The organism is Epibacterium sp. MM17-32, assembly GCF_022348205.1.
Classification (GTDB): Bacteria; Pseudomonadota; Alphaproteobacteria; order Rhodobacterales; family Rhodobacteraceae; genus Epibacterium.
This window is the reverse complement of record NZ_JAKRFC010000001.1, coordinates 546,284-569,824: the sequence shown is the minus strand read 5'-3', so window position 1 is coordinate 569,824 and position 23,541 is coordinate 546,284. Positions and strand designations below refer to the sequence as shown.

Sequence of the window (23,541 nt, the reverse complement as noted above, 5' to 3'; positions counted from 1 at the left end):
ATTGTCGCGATAACGGTTTGGCGAAAGTCTCCCCCCAGATCCCTAACCGGCGGTTACCGGGGCAGGGGGGCAGCCGGGGATTTTTGTGCGGATTTGATTCGAGTGGCGCGCCGCTTTGATGCCGGGACAGCGCCGGAGGGTTGCACGCAGCGAATGGCTGCCTATTCAATAATGCAAACTTGGGTGGTTGAAATTGATCGAGCCAAACCCCAGTGGCACGATGTGCTAGGCGGAAAAGTGCCATAATTACAGCGCTCTCCACGATGTGAACTGACCCGTTCAGTTGGGTCGACTTTCAAGTCCTGTTCCCGAAATTCTTACATGATAGCTCAGGGTCCAGTCGGATCCGGGGATGGAGGATGGCCGACTGCGAATCGACTTTAGGAGACTCAGATCATGAGCACCAAAACCCTTGCGGCGGGCTCCAGCGCGCTCGCGCTGACAGCCCTCCTCGCCGCTCCTGCCGTTGCGGGCCCCACCTACACCTCGGACAATGGTGGCACCTTCCGCTGGTACGGCCAGCTCAACCTGACCTATCAGGGCTATGACGATGGCCAGGAGGACTACAACCGCTTCCTCGACAACGGCAACTCCGGGTCCCGCGTCGGCTTCTGGCTGGAGCAGCCCTTTGGCGAGAATACCCTGAAATTCCGCTTTGAAACCTCGCTGTCGCTGCGCTCGACAGATGGGGTGGACCAGAATGGTCAGGGCGACATCACCGACTGGACCCGCAGCGACCTGCGCCATGTCGACCTGCAATGGCACACCCCGCGTTACGGCACCTTCTCCATCGGTCAGGGCTCCATGGCGGCGGATGGCGCCACCGGGATCGACCTCTCCGGCACCGGTGTGGCGGCGAATACCTCCGTGGCGGATGCCGCCGGTGGTTACTTCCTGCGCAGCAGCACCGGCGCGCTGACCGGGATCGAGATCGGCGATGTCTTTGCGACCTTTGACGGCTCCCGCCGGGGCCGGGTGCGCTATGACTCGCCCGAATTCGCCGGGTTCACCGTCTCTGCGTCCTATGGTGAGGACATCCTGACCGAGGATGCCGACACCGAGCAGTATGACATCGCCCTGAACTACGAAAACGAGGATCTTGGCGATTTCACAGTGGCCGGTGCCCTGGCCGTGAGCTGGACCGACAAGGGCGGCTCCGACACGCGGGACACCATCGCCTCCGCCGCGGTTCTGCACGAGCCGACCGGCCTGTCGCTGAGCGCGGCCACCGGCGACCGCGACACCGGCGGCAACTATGGCTACGTCAAGCTGGGCTACACCGCGAACCTGGTCTCCGTCGGCGCCACCTCCTTCTCGGTGGACTATTATGACGGCTCCGATCTGGTCTCTGTCAACGACAGCGCGGAATCCTTCGGGATCGCGGCGGTGCAGAAATTCGACCGCCAGAACATCGAAGCCTATGTCGCCTACCGCGAGTATTCCTACGATGACACCTCGGCGACCACCTATCAGGACGGGTCTGCCGTTCTGGCCGGTGCCCGCTGGAAGTTCTGAGCAGAACATGTCAAGAGCGGTGCTCTGAATACGGGTTTCCGGGCCGGGTGAGGGTTTTTACCTCGTGACCCGTGACTGGTTCGGTTGTCCGCATCACGCTGCGCCCCCCGGCTCCTCCCGGGGGGCGTTTGCATGTGGTCTGCGGCTTTCACGGCGTAAAAACGGGGGGAAAGCGCCGGTTTGGGGCGCTTCATGGGCGGATCGGGGCGGATGCCTCTTGCACCGCGCCGCGCGGGCCAATAGAAGGCCACAAATTGTCTGGGGGCGGAGCCTGCGCGCGCGCCCCGAATCTCTATGGGGAATATGATGCAGGTCACTGAAACTCTGAACGAAGGTCTGAAGCGCGGCTACGCGATCACCATTCCGGCAACCGAGCTGGAAGAAAAGGTCAACGCGAAACTGGCCGAAGCGCAACCCGAGATCGAGATGAAGGGATTCCGCAAGGGCAAGGTTCCGATGCCGCTTCTGAAAAAGCAATTCGGTCCGCGCCTGATGGGCGAAGTCATGCAGGAAGCTGTCGATGGTGCGATGAACAAGCACTTCGAAGATTCCGGCGATCGTCCGGCGCTGCAGCCCGACGTCAAGATGACCAACGAAGACTGGAAAGAGGGCGACGACGTCAACGTCGAGATGTCCTATGAGGCGCTGCCCGAGATCCCCGAGGTCGACGTGTCCGGCGTCGAGCTGGAAAAGCTGGTCGTCAAAGCCGAAGACGAAGCCGTGACCGAGGCGCTGGAAAACCTCGCGTCCTCCGCACAGGAATTCGAAGCCCGCGAAGAGGGTGCCGCATCCGAGGATGGCGATCAGGTTGTGATCGACTTTGTCGGCAAGGTTGACGGCGAAGCGTTCGAAGGCGGTTCCGCCGAGGATTACCCGCTGACGCTGGGCTCCAACTCCTTCATCCCCGGCTTCGAAGAGCAGCTGGTCGGCGTGAAGTCCGGTGAGGAAAAAGACGTCACCGTGACCTTTCCCGAAGAGTATGGCGCAGAGCACCTCGCGGGCAAGGAAGCCACCTTCTCCTGCACCATCAAAGAGGTCAAAGCCCCGAAAGCGGCCGAGATCAACGACGAGCTGGCCAAGAAATTCGGTGCCGAGGATCTGGACCAGCTGAAAGGTCAGATCTCCGAGCGTCTCGAAGCAGAATATGCCGGTGCCGCGCGTCAGGTGATGAAGCGCGCAGCCCTCGACGCGCTGGCCGATCTGGTCTCCTTCGACCTGCCGCCGAGCCTGGTTGAGGCCGAAGCCAAGCAGATCGCACACCAGCTGTGGCACGAGGAAAACCCGGACGTGCAGGGCCACGACCACCCGGAAATCGAGCCCACCGAAGAGCACAACAAGCTGGCCGAGCGCCGCGTGCGCCTGGGTCTGCTCCTCGCCGAAATGGGTCAGAAAGCCGAAGTCGAAGTGACCGACCAGGAAATGACCCAGGCGATCATGCAGCAGGCACGCCAGTACCCGGGCCAGGAACGTCAGTTCTTTGAGTTCATCCAGCAGAACGCCCAGATGCAGCAGCAGCTGCGCGCGCCGATCTTCGAAGACAAGGTTATCGACCTGGTGTTCGATCAGGCGAAGGTTTCCGAGAAGGAAGTCTCCAAGGAAGACCTGCAAAAAGCCGTCGAGGCGCTGGAAGAAGAATAATCTCTTCCTCTTTGAGTTTTTGGAAAGAGCCGTCCGGTCCGGGCGGCTCTTTTTCTTTGGGTGACGGGCGCGTTGGCGCGGATTTTAGCGCGCGCGACCTTTGCCGCGGAGGCTGCGAATCATCTGGTCGCGCAGTTCGGCGCGGCTGCGGTTTTGGGCCAGGTATCTGCAACTGAGACCTTTCATGCTTGAAAATATTCAGTTGCTTCAACCATTTGGTGCGATTTCGTCTAATTCATTCAATTTTTTAGAGAAACCGCCCCAAACGGTGGGGGGCATCAATTTGCAGGTCGTGCCATTGCGGGGAAGGCACTGTTTTTTTCCCCTCATCGCCTGTCGGATTGGGGCTTTTCCTTTGCCCGCGAAAAAATCAAAAGTCGTCGATATAAAAAAATTTCAAGGCAGCGCCTTCAAACGCATAAATCGTATCGGGACAGATCCATGCCAACGACCAGGATTCAGCGCCGCGTGAATATCCTTCTTGGGGCCAGCGTTGCCCTTATTTGTGCGGGCATGGTTGTGGTCAACCTGTCGCGCGGGACCTACCCGATGGCGGCCATTCTGGCGCTTGTGGTGCTGATCCTGGTGCTCGACCTCGTTGCGGCGCTGCGCCTGCAACGGCTGCCGGTCTCGATCAACCTTGTGCTCTGCCTGATCGGGGCGGCGATCGTGCTGGGGATCTGGCTGATCGGGCCGGAGACCGGTTTCTATGCCTTCCCGGCCGTGATCGGTGCCTTCCTGGTGTCGCGTGGCCTGTTCCCGCTGGTGTTCTCGCTGATCTTTTGCGGCGGGGTTGTTTCCATGACGCTGTTCTCTGGTGGCGATTGGCCCTTTGCCATGCGGCTCTTCTTTGCGCTCAGCCTGTGCCTTGCCTTCCTGTGGTATGCCGCAATCCGCATCGACGAAGCGCAGAATCAGCTGGTCAGCGGCTGTATCCGCGATCCGCTGACCGGATGTTTCAACCGGCGCCACCTGGAGGCGGTGACCGAAATCGAGGATCTGTCCGACGCAGCCCTGATCCTGTTTGACCTCGACGATTTCAAGAGCGTCAACGACAACCTCGGACACCCCACCGGCGACTATGTGCTGAAGGCGGTGACGATGCTGGTGCAGCAGGAACTGGGCCCCGGTGATCTCCTGTTCCGGCTGGGCGGCGAGGAGTTTCTGGTGTTGCGGCCGTGCGGGGATCTGGCATCGGCACGCGCGCTTGCCGAACAATGCCGCGCACAGCTCGAAGGCTCCGGAATTCTGAAGATGCGCAAGATCACTGCCACGTTCAGCTGCGCCGCCATCACGGGGCAGGCAGATCTGATGCCAGCGCTGTGCCGGGCGGATGTGATGCTGCTCAGAGCCAAGCGCGACGGCCGCAATCGGGTCGCCTGACGCAAAAGGGCCGCCCCGATGTGCGCCGGGGCGGCCCATTTGACCTGTCAGCCGCGGTGTCTGGCCGCGATCAGAGTTCGATCTTGAAGCGGGCAAACCCGTCCGGGCCATCGCCGGCCGGTGTGATCGACACGCCGGGAACCGCATCCGCATAGTCCGCCGCCTTGGGGCCGGTGTCGAACAGCACCGAGGTGCCGGGCAGGGGTGCAAACCGCCAGTTGCCGTCTGCCTTGGGGCTGATGGTGCCCTGTTCCACGATATAGCGCACGATCACATCGCGGTTGGTGTCTGGGCCTTCGAACACAACGGTATCGCCCATCGCCCCGGGGAAGCTGCCACCGCCGCCAGCGCGATAGTTGTTGGTGGCGATGATGAACTCCTGCGCGGGATCAATCGGCGCGCCGTTGAATTCGAGGTTCACGATCCGGTTGGTGTCCGGGTTGATGACCTCGCCCTTGGAAGTGAACATCGGCGGCTGGCTCAGGTCGATCTGATAGGTCACCCCGTCGATCACATCAAAGTTGTAGCTGGGGAACTCCGGGTTCAGCAGCACCTGATCCGCCTTGCCTTGCTCAATCTGATTGAACATCCCCGCCGAGCGCTCCAGCCAGTCCTTGACCTGCTGGCCGGTGACCTTCACCGCGCGCACGGTGTTGGGATAGAGGTAGAGATCGGCGACATTCTTGATCGCCACATCGCCCACGGGTACATCGGTGTAATACTCCGGCCCGCCCCGGCCGCCAGCCTTGAACGGCGCTGCGGCGGAGAGGATCGGCAGCCCCTCATATTCCGTGCCCTTGAGCATCTGAGAGATATACCAGGTCTGCGCGATCGAGACGATCTGCACCGACGGATCATCCGCCACCAGCGCAAAATAGCTGTGCAGCGGCGCGTCCGTCTTGCCCACCGCGCGGCGCACATAGGCCAGCGTGGCATCATGGTCTGCCTGCACCGCGTCGATCACAGATCGGTCGCTTTCCACCAGCGCGGTGACGCTGCGGTCTTCGTTGCGCTTGGAAATCGGGCGCGCCTCGGAGGCATGGCCCACCACACGCCAGCCCTTGCCATCGCGCTCCAGCATCAGGTCGATCAGCCCCATATGGCTGCCCCAATAGCCGCCCATGACGGCGGGGGTGCCGTGGATGGTGCCCTTGTCGGCGTCAACACCCGCAAAATCCGCATAGGTGGAGGAGGGGAACACCAGGTGGCTGTGTCCGGTCATGATGGCATCAATGCCCTCAACCGCCGCCAGCGGCACCGAGGCGTTCTCCATCCCGTCGCTGTGATCGGCCGCGCCGATGCCGGAGTGGGACAGCGCGATAATGATGTCTGCGCCTTTCTCCTTCATCTCGGGCACATAGGCGCGGGCGCAGTCGACGATGTCACGCGCCTGCACGTTGCCCTCCAGATGCTTGCGGTCCCAGTTCATCACCTGCGGCGGCACAAAGCCGATCAGGCCGATCTTGATCGGATGGGTGTTGCCCGCACCATCGGTCAGCGTGCGCTCCAGCATCACATAGGGCGGCAGCAGCGTCTCATCCTCGCGCGGGGAGGCGCCCATCTTCTTGGCGACATTGGCACAGACCACCGGGAATCCGGCCCCGGCCAGCGCTTTCATCAAAAAGGAAATGCCGTAGTTGAATTCGTGATTGCCCAGGGTGGAGGCATCATAGCCCACGGTGTTCATCGCCGTGATCACCGGGTGCTGGTCGCCGTCCTTCATGCCACGCTCATAGGCGATGTAATCGCCCATCGGGTTGCCTTGCAGGAAGTCACCATTGTCCAGCAGCAGCGTGTTGGTGGCCTCGGCGCGGATATCGTTGATCAGGGCCGCGGTCCGGGCGAGGCCGACCGTGTCCACGGGTTTGTCGCCGTAATAGTCATAAGGAAACACATGCACGTGCAGGTCGGTGGTCTCCATCAGGCGCAGGTGCACCTGCCCGGCGGCCGCCTGAACGGAAAACGGATGCAGGGCAATCAGCCCGGCGCCGGCGCTGCCGGCAAGAAAGGACCGGCGATCAAGTTGAAGCGGCATGTTCTACTCCTTGAAATCAAATCAACCCCCGGGGGTGGGGGCCTGTGCAATGTCGTAGCCAAGTCATGTGACGGCTATATTGCAGCAGGCCAGATTTTGACCTTGTGGTCAAAGAATTTGACATCCGGGAGCGCGTTTCGCGGGAGCGCGATGGCGGAACCGGCTCAGCGCAGGCCCGTTTCGCGCAGCATGCCACGCCGCTTCGCCTCATAGTAGTAGCCGCGCGAATAGTGTTTGACCGCCGTGTCCTGGCTGCCGTCAGAGATCAGCCAGGCGCCGCGCAGATATCGCACTGCGTATTTCAGGTTGGTATCGGCATCCAGCAGGTCCTTCGGCTGCCCCCGGAACCCCATGGAGCGCGCAGTGGCGGGCAGGATCTGCAACAGCCCGTAATAGGGCCGGTTGGTGGCCCAGGGGCGATGGGTGCTCTCGCGCACTGCCAGCCGGTGGACCAGGCTGCGCGGCACCTCATAGTGGTCGGCCCAGTAGTTGATCTTTTGCCGCAGCTCCGGGGTTTCATTCGGATAGAGGGGCGGGCTGTAGGCGCGCGTTGCCGTTTCGGTGCGTGCGCAGCCCGCCGCGGAGCTGAGGGAAAAGGCCGCCAAAGTCCAAAGCAGGTGACGACGATGCATGGGGGGCTCTTTCGGTTGTTGCTGCGGCGCCAGATTAGCCGGGATTTCAGCTGCAGCAAGACCCGCGCCGGCAGCAGGGCGGAGCTTTGCCGATCCCGGGGATGGCATGGCATCCTGCGTACTGTCGTCCGCGGTACACGGGCTCAGGGGACAGTGGTCCCGAGGCGGGACTGGGCTGAAACCGGGGGCGGAACTCTGTTTAATTTTCAGCAATAGCACGATGAAATTGCATCTCTTTTTCGTCGATTAGGAGATCATTCAGCTGTGTTAAAATTGTAGGAATGAGGGTGGGCGGCATTAATCTCTCGGTAAGATGATTTATGCCAGTGTAACGGTGCATCTGGTGACAGGTGGCGCTGACGCCGCGAGGCGTAAGGCAGGTTTAGGACGGGACCACTCGCCCCCGTGTAACGGGAAAACCTGAATAAGGGACAGATAACAAATCACTGTCCTGCCATTGAATAAGGTGCTCTATGTCCAGCATTCTGACCAACAACGGCGCAATGGTTGCGCTGCAAACCCTGAAGTCCGTCAACGACGACCTCAACGAAACCCAGACCAGCATCTCCACCGGTAAAGAGGTGGGCACTGCCAAGGATAACTCCGCAGTCTGGGCGATCTCCAAGACCATGGAATCCGACGTCGCCGGTTTCGAAGCGATCGAAGAAGGCCTCGCCGTGGGCGAAGCCACCGTTGCGGTTGCCTCTGCCGGTGCCGAGCAGATCGTGGAAAAACTGACCGAGATGAAGGAACTGATCGTCTCCGCTCAGTCCGAGAACGTGGATCACGCCACCATCCAGACTGACATCGACTCCAAGGTTGAGCAGGTCAACGCGATCATCTCTGCGGCCCAGTTCAACGGTGCAAACCTGCTGGCCTCCGATATCGACGGCAACACCACCACGCAGATGGGCGTTCTTGCATCGCTTGACCGCGTTGGCGCTGGCGGCACCGTGTCTGCCGTGGAAATCACCATCGACACCGTCGACTTTGAATCCAGCCTCGACCTGGCGTCCATGACCCAGATCACCGATTCCGCCTCCGCGGCCTCCGCTCTGGGTGAGATCGAAGCCTATCTGCAAACCGCCATCACCGGCGCTGCGGCTCTGGGTGCGGATGCGGCCCGTCTGGAAGACCAGTCCGAGTTCGTGGGCAACCTGGTCGACTCCATGACCCAGGGTGTGTCGACCATGACCGACACCAACATGGAAGAGGCGTCCGCCCGACTGTCGGCCCTGCAGACGCAGCAAGACCTGGCCACGCAATCGCTGACGATCGCGAATGAAGCGCCAAGTTCGCTCTTGCAGCTGTTCCGATAAGTCTCGCTGAGACACGGTAAAACAGCCGCCGGTCCCCCAGGGGGGCGGCGGTTTTTGCGTGTGATCGCGATGCCTCGGGCGATCATCGTAAAGATCCTGCAAACAGCAGTTTTTGGCGTTAACTCCGCAGTAAGGCTTTGAGCGTATAGTTAACGCGCATCGCGGCAGGCAGCTGCGCGGATGGCGCCGCACCCGGCAACGGGCGGCAGTGTCGGAATGGGCACGGAGCGATCCCTGAAGCGGGGTCTACACCTGCGGGACCAAAACTGTCCCATGCGATGGAACCCCATCATGTCCAGTATCCTGACGAATTCCGGGGCGATGATTGCCCTGCGCACCCTGAAAACCATCAATGGCGATCTGACCGATGTGCAGACCTCCATTTCCACCGGCAAGCGGATCGGATCGGCGAAGGACAATGCCGCCGTCTGGGCCATTGCCAAGACGATGGAATCCGATATTGCCGGTTTCCGCTCGATCGAGGAGGGGCTCGCACTGGGCGAGGCCACCGTGGCCGTTGCCTCTGCCGGAGCCGAACAAATCGTTGAAAAACTCACCGAAATCAAGGAACTGATCGTCTCTGCCCAGTCGGAGAACGTGGATCACGACACCATTCAGACCGACATCGCCTCCAAGGTGGAGCAGGTCGAAGCGATCATTTCCGCAGCCCAGTTCAATGGCGCCAACCTGCTGGCGGCGGATCTGGATGGCAGCGGTGGCACCCAGTTGGGGGTGCTGGCCTCGCTCAACCGGGTGGGGCCGGGCGGCGCGGTGACGGCTCAGGAAATCACCATCGACTCGGTGAATTTCACCTCCAACCTCGATCTCGCCAGCAGCCTGACCACGATCACCGACACCGCCTCTGCCGCCTCGGCGCTGAGCGAAATCGAAAGCTTCCTGCAGACTGCGATCAACGGCGCCGCCGCTCTTGGGTCCTCTGCCGCGCGGCTGGAAGACCAGTCCGAATTTGTCGGCCGTCTGGTGGATTCGATGGTGCAGGGCGTCTCTGCCATGACCGATACCGATATGGAGGAAGCCTCGGCCCGGCTGGCCGCGTTGCAGACCCAGCAGGAGCTGGCGATCCAGGCGCTCACCATTGCCAATCAGGCGCCGCGCCTGTTGTTGCAGCTGTTCCGGCAATAGAGGCGGATCCGCGCGGGTCTGATCCTGCCCCCCCCGTGAACCCAAACAAGAAAAGGGCCGCCCGGATTACCGGGCGGCCCTGAATTCAGGTCACAACATCTGATCGCGTGGATCAGGCGTTGGTTTCGTCCTCTGCGGCCGGAGCCGGTGCATCGCCTTCGTCGTCGTCGGAAGCGGCGCTGCCGATGTCGTCGAAAAGTTCGGAGATTTCGAACTCTGCTGCGGCTTCTTCTTCAGCGGCCAGTTCCTGGATCGACTTGCCGGAGGCCTGCAGTTCCGCTTCCTCGGGGGAGCGCGCAACGTTCAGCTCGACGGTCACCATGACCTCGGGGTGCAGGTGCACTTCTGCGATGTGCAGGCCCAGGGTCTTGATCGGCTCACGGATGATGACCTGCTTGCGGTCGACCGAGAAGCCTTCTTCGGTTGCAACATCAGCCGCGTCACGGGTGGTGACGGAGCCATAGAGGTTGCCACCATCGGAGGCCTGACGAATCACGACGAACTGCTGGCCGTCGAGTTTCTCGCCGAGGGCTTCTGCTTCTTTCTTGGTCTCCAGGTTGCGCGCTTCGAGCTGCGCTTTCTGGGCTTCAAAAGCTGCGATGTTGGTGTCAGACGCGGTCTGCGCCTTGCCCTGCGGCAGCAGGTAGTTGCGGGCAAAGCCGGGCTTTACGTCAACGACGTCGCCCATCTGGCCGAGCTTCGCAACACGTTCAAGAAGGATAACTTGCATGGATCAGGTCTCCTTACTTCACGGCGTAGGGCAGCAGGGCGAGGAAGCGGGCGCGCTTGATAGCACGGGCCAGTTCACGCTGCTTCTTTGCCGAAACGGCGGTGATACGGGAGGGCACGATCTTGCCACGCTCAGAGATGTAGCGTTGCAGCAGACGAGTGTCCTTGTAATCGATCTTGGGCGCGTTCTCACCAGAGAACGGGCACACTTTCCGGCGGCGGAAAAATGGTTTGGCTGCCATGGTTTAGCGTCCTTTTCTCAAGCGTTAGATCAGCGGCGCTCGCGACGGTTGTCGCGTTCGTCACGTTTCTGCATCTGGACCGAGGGGCCTTCGGCGTGCTCGTCGACCTTGATGGTCAGAACGCGCATCACGTCGTCATGCAGGCGCATCAGGCGTTCCATTTCCTGAACAGCCGCTGCCGGAGCATCGGAGCGCAGGAAGGCATAGTGGCCCTTGCGGTTTTTGTTGATCTTGTAGGCCATCGTCTTGACGCCCCAGTACTCGTTGTCGACCAGCTTGCCGCCGTTGTCGGACAGAACAGCACCGAAGTGTTCGATGAGGCCTTCAGCTTGCGAGTTGGACAGGTCCTGACGCGCAATCATGACATGCTCATAGAGTGGCATGCGAACTCCTGTTTGTGTCTGGGCGCATTTCATAGGCAGGGCATAATCGCCTTCCGCTGCCCCACCACGAGAGTCTGCGCGGATCCAAAGATACGGAAGGAGGCTTCCCCTTAGACGTCTTTGTTCCCAAGCGCAAGCGGCCTGTTGCAACGGCGCCGCCGCATGGGCCGGGGGCGGGCGCGAGAATTCCCAAAGCCTGCCACACTGCCGCCCCAATCCGGCGCGAGAAATTGGTTAACAGAGTGTTAACGGCGGGTCTCACACCTGCCGGAGCTGGAAAGGATAACCGCCATGACCGCGATTGACCAGAATGTGCTCGACTTCAGCCGCGTAGCGCCCTTGGACCATGTTCCCGGCGTGCAGGCGACCGCGCCGACACAGGTCAATATCCGGCCCGGCGGGTCCGTATCTGCCATGGTGCTGCGCCTGCTCGGCGGCTGCATGGTGTTGGCCTCCACCGGTCTCTGGCTGGTGCCCGAGGCCGGTGCGGACCCGCAGATGGCGCTGATCCGGGTCGGGATTTCGGTGTTCCTGCTGTTCTTCGGTCTGTGCCTCTTGCTGCTGCGGGAACAGACGCCGCAGCCGGAGTTCCAGTTCGACGCCCAGCGCGGCGAGATGCGGATCGAGGAGGTCCGCGCCGATGGCCGGGCGCGGGTGCTGGTGCGGCGCAGCTACGACAGTCTTGGCGCGGCGCGGTTCACCAGCAAGAGCGTGCAGCTGCTGGAGGCCGACGGCACTCTGTTGATCGAACTGCCGCTGGAAGGGCGCGGCACACGCAAGCTGTTGTTGACGCAGCTGCGGCCGCATCTACGGGTGATCGGTTAAGCCCGGTTCCCCGCCGCTGCTGCCATTTTGCGGCCCCACATTCTCTGACATTCGCGTGAGCCGCCCGCTTTCCCACAGGAAATTGCGGGCGATGTCATATAGATCTGCGGCGACTGCGAATAAATCCGCAGGGTCGGGTGTTCATTTTCCAACACCCGATGTTGGGTTTTGCGGACTAGCTGACGCCACCCGCATGGCCGACATTACGACCATCAAACCATGACACTGGAGCCCAGACCCATGAAAAAGATCCTGCTTGCCGCTGCATTGATCGGCACCACCGCCGCCACCTCCGCCTTTGCCGCGCCGGAAAAATACACGCTTGATGCAAGCCACAGCCAGATCCTGTTCAGCTACAACCACCTCGGCTATTCCACCACCTACGGCCTGTTTTCCGGTTTCGAAGGCGACATCATGTTCGACCAGGAAGATCCCGCGAATTCGTCGGTTTCCGTGTCGATGCCGGTGAAATCCATGCTGACCGGCTGGGAAGCCCGCTTCAACCACTTCATGTCCGATGATTTCTTCGGCGCCACCGATGACGAGATGGTGACCTTCACCTCCACCGGCATCGAAGTGACCGGCGAAGACACCGCCAAGATCACCGGCGACCTGACCCTGAACGGTGTGACCAAATCGGTGGTGCTGGATGCCAAGCTGAACCAGGCGGGCGAGCACCCGATGGCGAAAAAGCCCTGGGCCGGTTTCGACGCTACCACCACCCTGGTGCGCTCCGAATATGAGCTGGGCCAGTTCGCGCCCTTCGTCAGCGACGAGGTCGAAGTGAAGATCTCCGTCGAGGCGATGAAAGCGGAATAATCCCGCCCATCGTTGTGATGTTTTTGACCACCGGTCCTGATCTCAGGGCCGGTGGTTTTCATTGTGCCCGGGCGCTGCGGATCGCGCGGACAGTGGGGGGATCGCGCCGGTCGCCTGCCGTAGCATCGGACGGGCGCCGGGGAGCAGCAGCAACTTGATACAAATGCCCTGCGTATCGCGCATAGTTCAGGCGCGTGCGTTAAGTGATCGTTAGCCGCCGTTGGACAAGGCTCTGGGGCAGTCATTCGACCGTAGCCATCGACTCAGGAGTCTGCCCCATGTTCAATGCCCGCCCCATCCTTGCTGCCCTGACGCTTGCCGCGACCCAGATCCCGGCCTTTGCCCATGCCGAGGACCTGACCATTCTGGCCGGGGACCTGCCGCCGATGTTCAACGCGGATGGCACCGGGCGCGAGGCCGAGGTGATCACCACCGTGATGGAGCGCTGCGGTCACAGCGTCACCTTCGAGATCCAGCCCTTTACCCGGCACTGGAAAACCTATGCCAACGGCAAGGGCGACGGGGTCGCCACCGTTCCTCTTGGCATGCCGCTCGACGGGGTCCAGTCCGACGCCTACATCCAGTATCAGAACGGCGTGTCCTCGCTGTCGGCGGCGGGCGCCGGCTATGCGGATCTTTCGGCGCTGTCGGGCCAGTCGGTGATTGCCTTCATGGGCGCGTCGGAGATCATCCCGGGGCTGAAGGACGCGGTGCCGAGCTTCAAGAGCTACAAGGAAATCGCTGACCAGATCGGCCAGAGTCGGATGATCTTTGGTCATCGCGTGGATGCGGTGATCGGCGACGGCATGATCTTTGCCGAATACAACCGGCAACTGCGCGAACAGGCGGACCTGATGTTCGATCCCAATCAGGACGTGACCTTCCAGGCGATCTTTGCGCCGTCCGACTACGGCATGAACTTCCGCACCGAAGCGCTGACGGAGGATTTCAACCGCTGCTATGGCGAGGCCAAGGCCGACGGCACGCTGGATGCGATCAATCAGAAATGGGCCGAACGCTATCGCGACACCCTCGGCACCCAGTATCTGGGCTACTGAGCGCGCGCATCAAGACTGATTTCACCGCCGCACCCGATCCGGGGCGGCGGTGTTTGCGTGTTTGCGGGCCGGGTCAGTCTGCGCGCGTCGCCGTCAGATCGACCGTGATCTCCACGCCAAAGCCCAGCGTTGCCTCATCCTGCGTGCCGGTTCCGATGTTGAAATCCAGCCGGTTCACCTCCGTGCGTCCGGACATGGTGGCCGTGTCGCCCTCCAGCGTGAGGGTGAAGGGCATGGTGGTGGGCACCGACTGGTCGCGGATGGTCAGCGTGCCCTGGGCCTCATACTGATCACCCTCAATCTGGACGATCTCGGCGATAAAGGTCGCGGTGGGATAGGTGTCCGCGTCGAAGTAATCCGCCCCCATCGCCTGATCGGTCACCGACCCCAGTGTCAGCGAGGGGATCGTGATCGTGACCTCCACATCGCCGGCCGGGCCGGGGGCGGCGGGCTCTTCGAAATTGATGTTGGCGCTCCAGTCCGCAAACGTGCCGCTGACGGTGCTGCCCATCTGCACGACCTCGATCCCGAGGCTGCCGTCCTGAACCGCCCAGCCCGAGCCCTCTGCCGTCTGGCGCGCGGTCTCGGTCCCCGTGGTCCCAGTGGCCGAGACCGGGTGAGACTGCATGAACAGCGCGGTGCTGCCGCCGATCACCCCGATCCAGACCAGCAGCGCGGTCAGAAACGGCAGCGCGGAATGCGACTGCGCCGGCGGTTCCGGCAGCGCACGGGTGCCGGGTGCCATCCGCAGCAGGGTGCTGTCCTGGTCGATCACATGGTGCTTCAACGCCCCACCCACATGCGCCAGCAGCGTCGCCCCGAGCAGCAGCATGGTGTAATAATGCACGGTTGCCGAAAGCTCAGAGACCAGCTCTGATTTCGGCACCAGCGGCAGGTTCTGCCCGAAGGGCCACCAGATCGGCGCAAACCCGTCGGTGGCGGCGTGGTGGATCCAGCCCGACAGCGGCACGATCACCATGGCACCATAGAGCACCCAATGCGCGGTCTCCGCGGCCCAGGTCTCCAGTTTGCGATCCGGATGCATCAGGCCCGGCTTTTCCTGCGTCAGCGCCCAGAGAATGCGCAGCAGCGCGGTAAAGAACACCGCAACCCCGACGGTCTTGTGCAGCGAAAACAGCAATGTGGCGCGCGCGATCGTGGCCTGCGCGCCGTCGAACTCCGGGCTCTGGATCTGATGGGCCAGCTCATTGGCGAAATAGCCCAGCGGAAAGGCCGAGAGGATCAGCAGGGCGGTCAACCAGTGAAAACTCTTGGTGATCGCGCCGTAGCTGTTGGACGTATTGCTGCGGGACATGGGACTTGGGTCCTTGTTTTGGGATCAGGTGTTGGCTCAAAGGTAACAACACCGCAGGCGGGTTCAATATTCACCAACCTTCACGGATGCACATCCCCCCTGCGTGCGCGCGAATGACGGATTTCGCGGCACCGAATGCTTGTACGCAACGTCAGCCCCGTCTAAACCACCGGGAACGACAGTTTCATGAATGAGGACAGCCATGTCGATCGCATTCGTTTTCCCGGGCCAGGGCGCCCAAACCATCGGAATGGGCAAGGCGCTGGCCGAGGCCTACCCGGCGGCACAGGCCGTCTTTGAAGAGGTGGACGCAGCCCTGGGCGAAAGCCTGAGCAGCCTGATCTGGGAGGGTGACATCGAGACGCTGACCCTGACGCAGAACGCCCAGCCTGCGCTGATGGCGACCTCCATGGCCGCGATGCGCGCGCTGGAGGCCGAGGGGGTCAGCATCGACACGGCGGCTTTTGTGGCCGGTCACTCCTTGGGCGAATACTCCGCGCTGGCCGCCTCCGGCGCGCTCAGCCTAGCCGACACCGCGCGCCTGTTGCGCACCCGAGGCCAGGCGATGCAAAGCGCCGTGCCGGTCGGTGTTGGCGCGATGGCGGCGCTGCTGGGGCTGGATTTCGAGACGGTGAAAGCCGTCGCCGCCGAGGCCGCCGCCGAGGGCGAGGTGGTGCAGGCCGCCAATGACAATGATCCCACGCAGGTGGTGGTCTCCGGCCACAAGGCCGCGGTGGAGCGTGCCGCCGAGATCGCCAAGGAGAAAGGCGCCAAACGCGCGGTGATGCTGCCAGTCTCCGCCCCGTTCCACTGCGCCCTGATGCAGCCCGCTGCCGATGTCATGGCCGAGGCACTTGCAGGCGTGGAAATCAAGGCGCCTGCGGTGCCGCTGATCGCCAATGTGCGCGCTGACGCGGTCACAGACCCCGATACCATCCGCCAGCTTCTGGTGGAGCAGGTCACCGGCTCGGTACGTTGGCGCGAGAGCGTCGAGGCCATGGCCGCCAAGGGCGTCACCGAATTCTGGGAAATCGGCGCGGGCAAGGCGCTTTCGGGTATGATCCGCAAGATCGACCGCGCCCTGGTCTCCAAACAGGTCGGCACCGACGCCGACGTCAAGGCCGTGAGCGGCGCATAATCCATAAGGAAGAGACAGACATGTTTGATCTGACAGGTAAGAACGCGCTGATCACAGGCGCATCCGGTGGCATCGGTGGCGACATTGCGCGCGCTCTCCACGCAGCGGGGGCGACTGTTGCGCTGTCCGGCACCCGGCCCGACCCGCTGCACGCGCTGGCCGAGGAGCTTGGCGAACGGGCGCATGTGGTGACCTGCAACCTCTCCGATGCCGAGGCGGTCGAGGCGCTGCCCAAGCAGGCCGCCGAAGTCATGGGCTCCGTTGACATCCTGATCAACAACGCCGGCATCACCAAGGACAACCTCTTCATGCGGATGAAGGACGAGGAATGGCAGAGCGTCTTGGACGTGAACCTCACCTCCACCATGCGCCTGTGCCGGGGCGTGCTGCGCGGCATGATGAAGGCGCGCTGGGGCCGGATCGTCAATATCTCCTCCATCGTTGGCGCCACGGGTAACCCCGGTCAGGGCAACTATGCCGCCTCCAAGGCCGGTATGATCGGCATGTCCAAATCGCTGGCCTATGAGGTCGCAAACCGCGGCATCACCGTGAACGCGGTTGCGCCCGGGTTCATTGCCACTGCGATGACCGACAAGCTCAACGACAGCCAGAAAGACGCGATCCTGACCCAGATCCCGGCAGGCCGTATGGGGGATTCGAAAGAAATCGCCGCCGCCGTGCTCTATCTGGCATCTGACGAGGCCGCCTATGTGACCGGCACCACGCTGCACGTCAACGGCGGCATGGCAATGCTCTGATCTCCACGACGGGTGATCGGGAACAGGCCGCGCCGGAAACGGCGCGGTCTTTTTTCATGTTTTCAAACCCTTGGCTGACGTCGGGGCACGGGGCGCTGCATTGCGGCGACACTCGGGGGTTGTTCGCCCAGCGTGCAGGGGACAGTGTGACCGCAGGGGGCAACGGCCACGCAGGCACCGCGCTTTAACGCAACCGAAATGATTTGCGTCGGCTTGTGTCTGTGCTATAGGCCCCCCATCTTTCGTCTTGGCAGGCTGCTCGCCTCGCCAGCACGACCCGTTTCCGGACGGGACCCCACCGCCCGCTTGGGCAACAACCAACCCTCCCGAGTGGGCAAGGGCAGAACCGGGCTCTTGTGGCCCTGAAAAAAACGAGGAATAGACATGAGCGACGTCGCAGATCGCGTGAAAAAGATCGTTGTAGAGCACCTGGGTGTGGAAGAAGACAAGGTGACCGAAAGCGCCTCCTTCATCGACGACCTCGGCGCAGACAGCCTCGACACCGTTGAGCTGGTCATGGCGTTCGAAGAAGAGTTCGGCATCGAGATCCCGGACGACGCAGCCGAGACCATCCAGACCTTCGGCGACGCCGTGAAGTTCATCTCCGAAGCGTCCTGATCGGGCCTTTTCGAGAGACCTCACGATTTCGTGATTAAAGAGGCGGCGCTTTCCTGCGGAAAAGCGCCGCTTTTTGTTTGCTGGTGCAGAATTTGACGTTCGTCTCACGCAGACAAGCGATCACAAACGCGCCGCATCATGCTATGCTCATAATCATTATGAGAACAATCGGAGACGACGGAGCATGATGATTTATCCCACAATGGAACTGCTGGATGGCCGCTGCGTGACCCTGGACAAGGGGAACCTCGACGCGCCGATGATCTGGCATGTTGATCCGGTCGAAACGGCAAAGGGATTTGCCGAGGCCGGGGCCGAGTGGATGCATCTGACCGATTTCAATGCGCTGCAAGGCGACACCTCCAATGACGAGCTGGTGGCGGAAATCATCCGCACGGCGGGGGTTCCGGTCCAGCTGGGCGGCGGTATCCGCTCGCGCGAGCGGGCGGAATACTGGATCGAGAAGGGCGCCGGGCGCGTCGTCATCGGCACCATGGCCGCCTATGATCCCGCCGCGGTTGCGGAACTGGCCAAATACCACCCGGATCAGGTCGTGCTGGCGCTGGACGTCTGGCAGGGTCAGGTGATGACCGAAGGCTGGCGGAAATCCGGCGCCTGGACGCCCGAAGCCTTTGTCGATGCCTTCGAGAATGTGCCCTTCGCCGGGATCCTGGTCACCGACATCGACAGCGACATGAGCGATCTGGACGCCCAGCTGGGTCTGATCTCCAGCCTTGCCGCGAAGGCCAAATCGCCGGTCATCGCCAGCGGCGTGGTGCGCACGGCGGATGATATCGCGCGGCTCAAATATGTGCAGAACATCGCAGGCGCGCTGGTGGGCCGGGCCCTGTTCAACAAGACCGTCTCGCTCGAAGAGGCGCTGGCCACGGCACAGCCCGAAGCTGAACCGGTGGCGGAGTTCCTCTGATCCCCGGGCTGATCATGTCGATCAGGGGCTGAGAACGCCGGCGGGTCTGGCCTAACGGCGAATGTTTGGGGGCGGAGGCGCGACAGGCATCCGGCCCCTCTCAACCGGCGCGGCCCGATACACGTGTCGGGGTGGCACTTCTGGTGGCGCTCTTGTCTGTGGTAAGGCGGACGACCAAACGCCCAAAGCCCACCGACCAGACAGCCCCATCCCAAACAAAACACAGGCCGCAGGCGATTTTTCACCTACGGCCTGTTTTGATGAAAGAGCCTCATGTGGGGGAACCCTGGTTCTTTGCTTCGTCCAAGGACCACTGTCCGACATCAAGCTTACCAAAGCCTTACACCCTGTGGAAAACTCGCCGAGATTTTACGCAAATCTGCCCGAAAGGCGCGGCGGGCTTCCCGCTCTTGCACATTTTGGCCATTCCAAGGTAATTGGATGGACGAATTGCTGAAGCGCTAAGGAGAGCAAGGAATGCGTCGAGTAGTTGTTACCGGACTGGGCCTGGTGACCCCCCTGGCATCCGGGGTCGAGGAAACCTGGGCGCGGCTCCTGGACGGGCAGTCCGGCGCCGGTCCGATCACCCTCTTTGATGCAGAGGCCAGCGGTGTCACCACCACCTACGCCTGCGAGGTGCCGCGCGGTGATGGCACCGAGGGCACCTTCAACCCCGATGACTGGGTGGTGAAGAAAGACCAGAAGAAGATCGACGACTTCATCCTCTATGGCATTGCTGCCGCGGAAATGGCGGTCAAGGATGCGGGCTGGACCCCCGAGGACGAGGAAAGCCTCCTGCGCACCGGCGTGATGATCGGCTCCGGCATCGGTGGCCTGTCGTCGATCGCCGACACCGCCGTGATGATCAAGGAAAAGGGCCCGCGTCGCGTGTCTCCGTTCTTTATTCCCGGCGCGCTGATCAACCTGATCTCCGGCCAGGTCTCCATCCGCCACGGCTTTAAAGGGCCGAACCACTCGGTTGTGACCGCCTGTTCCACCGGCGCGCATGCCATTGGCGACGCCTCCCGCCTGATCAAATCCGGCGACGCAGACGTGATGATCGCAGGCGGTGCCGAGGCGGCGATCTGCGAGATCGGCATCGCGGGCTTCAACGCCTGCAAGGCACTTTCGACCAAATATGCCGATGACCCGACCAAGGCCTCGCGCCCCTATGATGCGGACCGTGACGGGTTCGTCATGGGCGAGGGCGCCGGCATCGTGGTGCTGGAGGAATACGAACACGCCAAGGCACGCGGTGCCAAGATTTACGGCGAGGTTCTGGGCTACGGTCTGTCTGGCGATGCCTACCACATCACCGCCCCCTCCGAGGACGGCGAGGGCGGCGAGCGCTCCATGCGGGCAGCCCTTGCCAACGCGGGGCTGAGCGCGGCGGACATCGACTATATCAACGCGCATGGCACCTCCACCATGGCGGATACCATCGAGCTGGGCGCGGTCGAGCGTCTGCTGGGCGATCACGCGCAGAACGCCACCATGTCCTCGACCAAATCCGCCACCGGCCACCTCCTGGGCGCGGCGGGCGCGATCGAGGCGATTTTCTCCATCCTCGCGATCCGCGATCAGGTGGCGCCGCCGACCATCAACCTCGACACACCCGCGGTGGAGACCCCGGTCGACCTGGCCCCCAATGCAAAACGCGAACGCGAGATCAATGTGGCGCTGTCGAACTCCTTCGGCTTTGGCGGCACCAATGCCTCGGTGATCTTCGGGAAAGTGAGCGACTGACATGTGGCGCAGCCTGGCCTCGAACATGCTGACGATCCTGATCGTCGGCCTGTTCCTCTTCGCGGGTGTGATCCTGTGGGGCAAGAATGAATACACCTCCGATGGACCGCTGGCGGAGGCCATCTGCCTGCGCGTGCAGCCCGGTTCGAACATGTCGCGCGTCAGCCGCAATCTGGAAGAGCAGGGTGCGGTGACCTCCGGCGCGATTTTCCGTATCGGCGTCAAATACTCCGACAAGGCGCAGGACCTGAAAGCGGGCAGCTTTCTGGTCGAACCCGGCGCCTCGATGGAGGGGATCGTCGATCAGATCACCCGCGGCGGCGCTTCTACCTGCGGCACCGAGATCGTCTATCGCGTCGGCGTGACCCGCGTGTTGGCCGAGGTGCGCGAACTGGACCCCGCCACCAACGCCTTTGTGGAGCGGGCGGAGTTTGTGCCCGGCGTCGATGAGACCCCGGCGGTTTATACCGAGAAGAAGGCCGAGGCCGACACCCGCTACCGCATTGCGCTGGCCGAAGGTGTGACCAGCTGGCAGGTGGTGGAATCGCTCAAGGCTATGGACATCCTCGAAGGCGATCCCGGTCGCCGCCCGGAGGAAGGCAGCCTGGCGCCGGACAGCTATGAAATCCGCCCCGGCACCCGGCGCGAAGCGATCCTGACGGAGATGAAAGCCCGCCAGAACCAGCGGATCGCCGACGCATGGGAGGCACGCAGCCCCGATGCGGCCGTCGAAACGCCTGAGGAGATGCTGATCCTGGCCTCGATCATCGAGAAGGAAACCGGCATCGCCGAGGAGCGCGGCGTGGTGGCCTCGGTCTTCACCAACCGCCTGAAGCGCGGGATGCGCCTGCAAACCGACCCCACGGTGATCTATGGCGTCACCAAGGGCGAGGGCGTGCTGGGCCGGGGTCTGCGCCAGAGCGAGCTGCGCGGTGTCACCCCCTGGAACACCTATGTGATCGAAGGCCTGCCGCCGACGCCGATCGCCAATCCGGGGCTTGAGAGCCTGGTGGCGGCGGTGAACCCGGAGCAGACCGACTATGTGTTCTTTGTCGCCGATGGCACCGGTGGGCACGCCTTTGCGGAAACGCTCGAAGAGCACAACCGCAACGTGGCCAAGTGGCGCGAGATCGAAGCGCAACGCAACAACAACTGAGACGACATCAAAGGGGGGCACGGCCCCCCTTTTTCTTTGCCAGCGCTTGGTTTGTGCAGGGGGCGCCTAAGCACAAGCCGTGGCCGTTGCGCCCCGGCCGCCCGCAGGTCTGACGTGATGTTCATCCGTCTGCGCTAAAACCTTCCCCGGCAGCTGGAAAACGTGGGGGCAAGGATCGGCGGACCTGGACGGGTCTCTGATCCTGGCCTCCCGTTTCTCCCAACGGATCGTTCTGAGACGAGGCCGTACCCCCCATGACATCACAGACGCCCGAAGAGCTGATGGAGATCAGCTCTGACCTCTTGCGCTCTCTGCACGACAGCCTCCGGCGTGCGCGCCGGATCAGCGAGGATTACCTCGCCCAGTTCGAGGCGGAACAGGACATCAACCCCGACACCGCGCAGCTCAAGCCGCAGATTGCCAAGCTCGATGGCCTGATCCGTGACATCCAGAAAGTGGAGAAAACCCTTGTCGACCGCAAAGACGCCCCTGGTGCCGCCCGCATGGTGGCTTTCGACCTCTGTGCCGCCCGCGATGAGATCGAGCGCCGCCTGGCTGGCCTCTGTTCCGCGCTTCATGACGCAGATCTGGCTGGAGGAGATGGATGAGCACACCCTGGCGGCGATGCCCTATGTGTTCGACCTCTGGGCGTTGCCGCATCAATGCGCGCCTGCGGGCGAGTGGCGCGCCTGGGTGATCCTGGGCGGACGCGGGGCGGGCAAGACCCGCGCCGGCGCGGAATGGGTGCGGTCCGAGGTCGAGGGGCAGAGCCTTTTGGCATCGGTCGCGCGCGTCGCGTGGCGCTGGTGGGCGAGACCTACGATCAGGTGCGCGACGTGATGATCCATGGCGACAGCGGCATCCTTGCCTGCTCGCCGCCGGACCGCCGCCCGGAGTGGCGCGCGGGCGAACGCAGGCTGGTCTGGCCCAACGGGGCCACCGCGCAGGCGTTTTCGGCCTCTGACCCCGAGGCCCTGCGCGGACCGCAGTTTGACGCCGCCTGGGTGGACGAGCTGGCGAAATGGCGCCGCGCTCAGGATGCCTGGGACATGCTGCAATTCGCCCTGCGTCTGGGCGCGGCCCCACGCGTCTGTGTGACCACCACCCCGCGCAATGTGCCGCTGCTGAAACAGCTGCTGGAGAGCCCTTCGACCGTCACCACCCATGCGCCCACCGAGGCCAACCGCGCCAACCTCGCGCCCGGTTTCCTGACGGAAGTCCGGGCGCGCTACGGCGGATCGCGACTGGCACGGCAAGAGCTGGACGGCGTGATGCTGGCGGATGTGGATGGCGCACTCTGGACCTCTGGCATGCTGGAGCAGCTCCAGCGTCGCGACAGACCGCCCCTCGACCGGATCGTGGTGGCGGTGGACCCGTCGGTAAGTGCGCATAAGGGCTCGGATGCTTGCGGCATCATTGTTGCCGGGGCACAGACACAGGGGCCGATTTCCGAGTGGCGCGCCTATGTGCTCGCCGATCACACGGTGCAGGGGCTGGGGCCAACCGGCTGGGCGCGCGCCGCCATTGCCGCGCGGGACGCCTATCGGGCTGAGCGGCTGGTGGCCGAGGTCAATCAGGGCGGCGCATTGGTGGGCACCGTGTTGCGGCAGGTTGATCCCTTGGTGCCCTTTACGCCGGTTCACGCCAGCACAGGCAAGGCTGCGCGTGCCGAACCCGTGGCGGCGCTCTATGAACAGGGGCGCGTGCATCATGCACCGGGCCTGCAAGAGCTGGAGGAGCAGATGTGCCTGATGACGGCGCAGGGCTATCGCGGCGATGGCTCCCCCGACCGTGTGGATGCGCTGGTCTGGGCGCTGCATGCACTGATTATCGGCCCGGCAGAGCAGCATCGCTGCCCCAAGATCCGCCGCCTGTAATCCGAACGCCAGCGCGATCCGTCCGGCCGTCAGGTCGGACAGCCCCCGACCCTCCCCACGGGAGGGGGCTTTACCCCCACCCAGGGTCAGGGGCAGTCCCTTGAAAACTCTAGTGAAACGCCCGCCTCGCGCGGGCGTTTTGCTTTTCTATCAGAGACTTATCGCAAGGTGTTGCGCCCCCAGCGTGCGCCCTGCTGGCGGGATGTTCAAACCCCTGTGGCAGATTGTTTTCCAACACGACGGGCATCGGCCCAAGGCGAAACCGGAACGGCAAAGGAGTGCAC

General features: G+C 62.8%; 22 protein-coding genes and 1 pseudogene. 17 read left to right on the top strand and 6 right to left on the bottom strand.

Going from position 1 to position 23,541, the window contains the following annotated elements; genetic code table 11:
- The first annotated feature begins 396 nt into the window (after positions 1-396).
- From MHM88_RS02730 to MHM88_RS02715, 4 genes are all read left to right on the top strand, one after another.
- Complete coding sequence (locus MHM88_RS02730; protein WP_239319725.1) at positions 397-1,515, top strand: porin; 1,119 nt, start codon at positions 397-399, stop codon at positions 1,513-1,515.
- Between the two features lie 306 nt (positions 1,516-1,821).
- Positions 1,822-3,153: a trigger factor gene (gene tig, locus MHM88_RS02725; RefSeq protein WP_239359682.1), complete on the top strand. Its 1,332-nt coding sequence runs from the start codon at positions 1,822-1,824 to the stop codon at positions 3,151-3,153.
- Positions 3,154-3,337: 184 nt separating this feature from the next.
- Positions 3,338-3,625, top strand: coding sequence for a hypothetical protein (locus MHM88_RS02720; RefSeq protein ID WP_239359679.1), 288 nt, complete (start codon positions 3,338-3,340; stop codon positions 3,623-3,625).
- Positions 3,622-4,536, top strand: coding sequence for a GGDEF domain-containing protein (locus MHM88_RS02715; protein ID WP_239359678.1), 915 nt, complete (start codon positions 3,622-3,624; stop codon positions 4,534-4,536). Before MHM88_RS02720 ends, MHM88_RS02715 begins: the two co-directional genes overlap by 4 nt.
- A gap of 70 nt (positions 4,537-4,606) precedes the next feature.
- Here the strand turns inward: MHM88_RS02715 and MHM88_RS02710 are convergent, their stop codons facing one another.
- Both MHM88_RS02710 and MHM88_RS02705 read right to left on the bottom strand, forming a co-directional pair.
- Positions 4,607-6,571: a bifunctional 2',3'-cyclic-nucleotide 2'-phosphodiesterase/3'-nucleotidase gene (locus MHM88_RS02710; RefSeq protein ID WP_239359677.1), complete on the bottom strand. Its 1,965-nt coding sequence runs from the start codon at positions 6,569-6,571 to the stop codon at positions 4,607-4,609.
- Positions 6,572-6,735: 164 nt separating this feature from the next.
- Positions 6,736-7,203, bottom strand: a complete 468-nt coding sequence (locus MHM88_RS02705) for a lytic transglycosylase domain-containing protein (RefSeq protein WP_239319730.1) — start codon at positions 7,201-7,203, stop codon at positions 6,736-6,738.
- A gap of 473 nt (positions 7,204-7,676) precedes the next feature.
- Here MHM88_RS02705 and MHM88_RS02700 point away from each other — a divergent pair, with 473 nt between their 5' ends.
- Positions 7,677-8,522, top strand: coding sequence for a flagellin (locus MHM88_RS02700; protein WP_239359676.1), 846 nt, complete (start codon positions 7,677-7,679; stop codon positions 8,520-8,522).
- A gap of 291 nt (positions 8,523-8,813) precedes the next feature.
- Positions 8,814-9,665 carry a flagellin gene (locus tag MHM88_RS02695; RefSeq protein WP_239359675.1) on the top strand — a complete coding sequence of 284 codons (852 nt, stop codon included), beginning with the start codon at positions 8,814-8,816 and terminating at the stop codon, positions 9,663-9,665.
- Between the two features lie 112 nt (positions 9,666-9,777).
- Here MHM88_RS02695 and rplI read toward each other — a convergent pair whose 3' ends face one another.
- From rplI to rpsF, 3 genes are read right to left on the bottom strand one after another with little or no spacing between them, the layout of a single operon-like run.
- Entirely contained in the window at positions 9,778-10,395 is a 618-nt protein-coding gene (gene rplI, locus MHM88_RS02690; protein ID WP_239359674.1) for a 50S ribosomal protein L9, read from the bottom strand.
- 13 nt (positions 10,396-10,408) lie between these two features.
- Positions 10,409-10,636, bottom strand: coding sequence for a 30S ribosomal protein S18 (gene rpsR, locus MHM88_RS02685; RefSeq protein WP_005608650.1), 228 nt, complete (start codon positions 10,634-10,636; stop codon positions 10,409-10,411).
- 29 nt (positions 10,637-10,665) lie between these two features.
- Positions 10,666-11,019, bottom strand: coding sequence for a 30S ribosomal protein S6 (rpsF, locus tag MHM88_RS02680; RefSeq protein WP_239319737.1), 354 nt, complete (start codon positions 11,017-11,019; stop codon positions 10,666-10,668).
- A 291-nt stretch (positions 11,020-11,310) separates the two neighbouring features.
- Between rpsF and MHM88_RS02675 the strand changes: the two genes are divergently transcribed.
- From MHM88_RS02675 to MHM88_RS02665, 3 genes are all read left to right on the top strand, one after another.
- Complete coding sequence (locus MHM88_RS02675; RefSeq protein ID WP_239359672.1) at positions 11,311-11,844, top strand: hypothetical protein; 534 nt, start codon at positions 11,311-11,313, stop codon at positions 11,842-11,844.
- Between the two features lie 240 nt (positions 11,845-12,084).
- Positions 12,085-12,663: a YceI family protein gene (locus tag MHM88_RS02670; RefSeq protein ID WP_239319741.1), complete on the top strand. Its 579-nt coding sequence runs from the start codon at positions 12,085-12,087 to the stop codon at positions 12,661-12,663.
- 278 nt (positions 12,664-12,941) lie between these two features.
- Complete coding sequence (locus tag MHM88_RS02665; RefSeq protein ID WP_239359670.1) at positions 12,942-13,721, top strand: transporter substrate-binding domain-containing protein; 780 nt, start codon at positions 12,942-12,944, stop codon at positions 13,719-13,721.
- Positions 13,722-13,794: 73 nt separating this feature from the next.
- Here the strand turns inward: MHM88_RS02665 and MHM88_RS02660 are convergent, their stop codons facing one another.
- Complete coding sequence (locus tag MHM88_RS02660) at positions 13,795-15,036, bottom strand: cytochrome b/b6 domain-containing protein (protein ID WP_239359668.1); 1,242 nt, start codon at positions 15,034-15,036, stop codon at positions 13,795-13,797.
- Between the two features lie 202 nt (positions 15,037-15,238).
- On the opposite strand from MHM88_RS02660, the gene fabD reads away from it, so the two are divergent.
- The 8 genes and pseudogenes from fabD (at position 15,239) to MHM88_RS02620 (ending at position 23,257) form a co-directional block, all read left to right on the top strand.
- Positions 15,239-16,174, top strand: a complete 936-nt coding sequence (gene fabD, locus MHM88_RS02655; protein WP_239359666.1) for an ACP S-malonyltransferase — start codon at positions 15,239-15,241, stop codon at positions 16,172-16,174.
- A gap of 20 nt (positions 16,175-16,194) precedes the next feature.
- On the top strand, positions 16,195-16,932 hold the full coding sequence (gene fabG, locus MHM88_RS02650) for a 3-oxoacyl-[acyl-carrier-protein] reductase (RefSeq protein ID WP_239359664.1): 738 nt from the start codon (positions 16,195-16,197) through the stop codon (positions 16,930-16,932).
- Between the two features lie 384 nt (positions 16,933-17,316).
- On the top strand, positions 17,317-17,550 hold the full coding sequence (locus MHM88_RS02645) for an acyl carrier protein (protein WP_005645147.1): 234 nt from the start codon (positions 17,317-17,319) through the stop codon (positions 17,548-17,550).
- Between the two features lie 184 nt (positions 17,551-17,734).
- Complete coding sequence (locus tag MHM88_RS02640; protein ID WP_239319751.1) at positions 17,735-18,478, top strand: HisA/HisF-related TIM barrel protein; 744 nt, start codon at positions 17,735-17,737, stop codon at positions 18,476-18,478.
- Between the two features lie 477 nt (positions 18,479-18,955).
- Entirely contained in the window at positions 18,956-20,224 is a 1,269-nt protein-coding gene (gene fabF, locus MHM88_RS02635; RefSeq protein WP_239319754.1) for a beta-ketoacyl-ACP synthase II, read from the top strand.
- Position 20,225: 1 nt separating this feature from the next.
- A complete protein-coding gene (mltG, locus tag MHM88_RS02630; RefSeq protein ID WP_239359662.1) occupies positions 20,226-21,380 on the top strand; it encodes an endolytic transglycosylase MltG in 1,155 nt (384 codons plus the stop codon).
- 254 nt (positions 21,381-21,634) lie between these two features.
- Positions 21,635-21,988 (top strand): hypothetical protein, encoded by a 354-nt coding sequence (locus tag MHM88_RS02625; RefSeq protein WP_239359660.1) that lies wholly within the window; start codon positions 21,635-21,637, stop codon positions 21,986-21,988.
- Positions 21,981-23,257 (top strand): annotated as a pseudogene (locus MHM88_RS02620) (DNA-packaging protein). The gene MHM88_RS02625 and the pseudogene MHM88_RS02620 overlap by 8 nt, the downstream one beginning before the upstream one ends.
- The last annotated feature ends 284 nt before the right edge of the window (positions 23,258-23,541 follow it).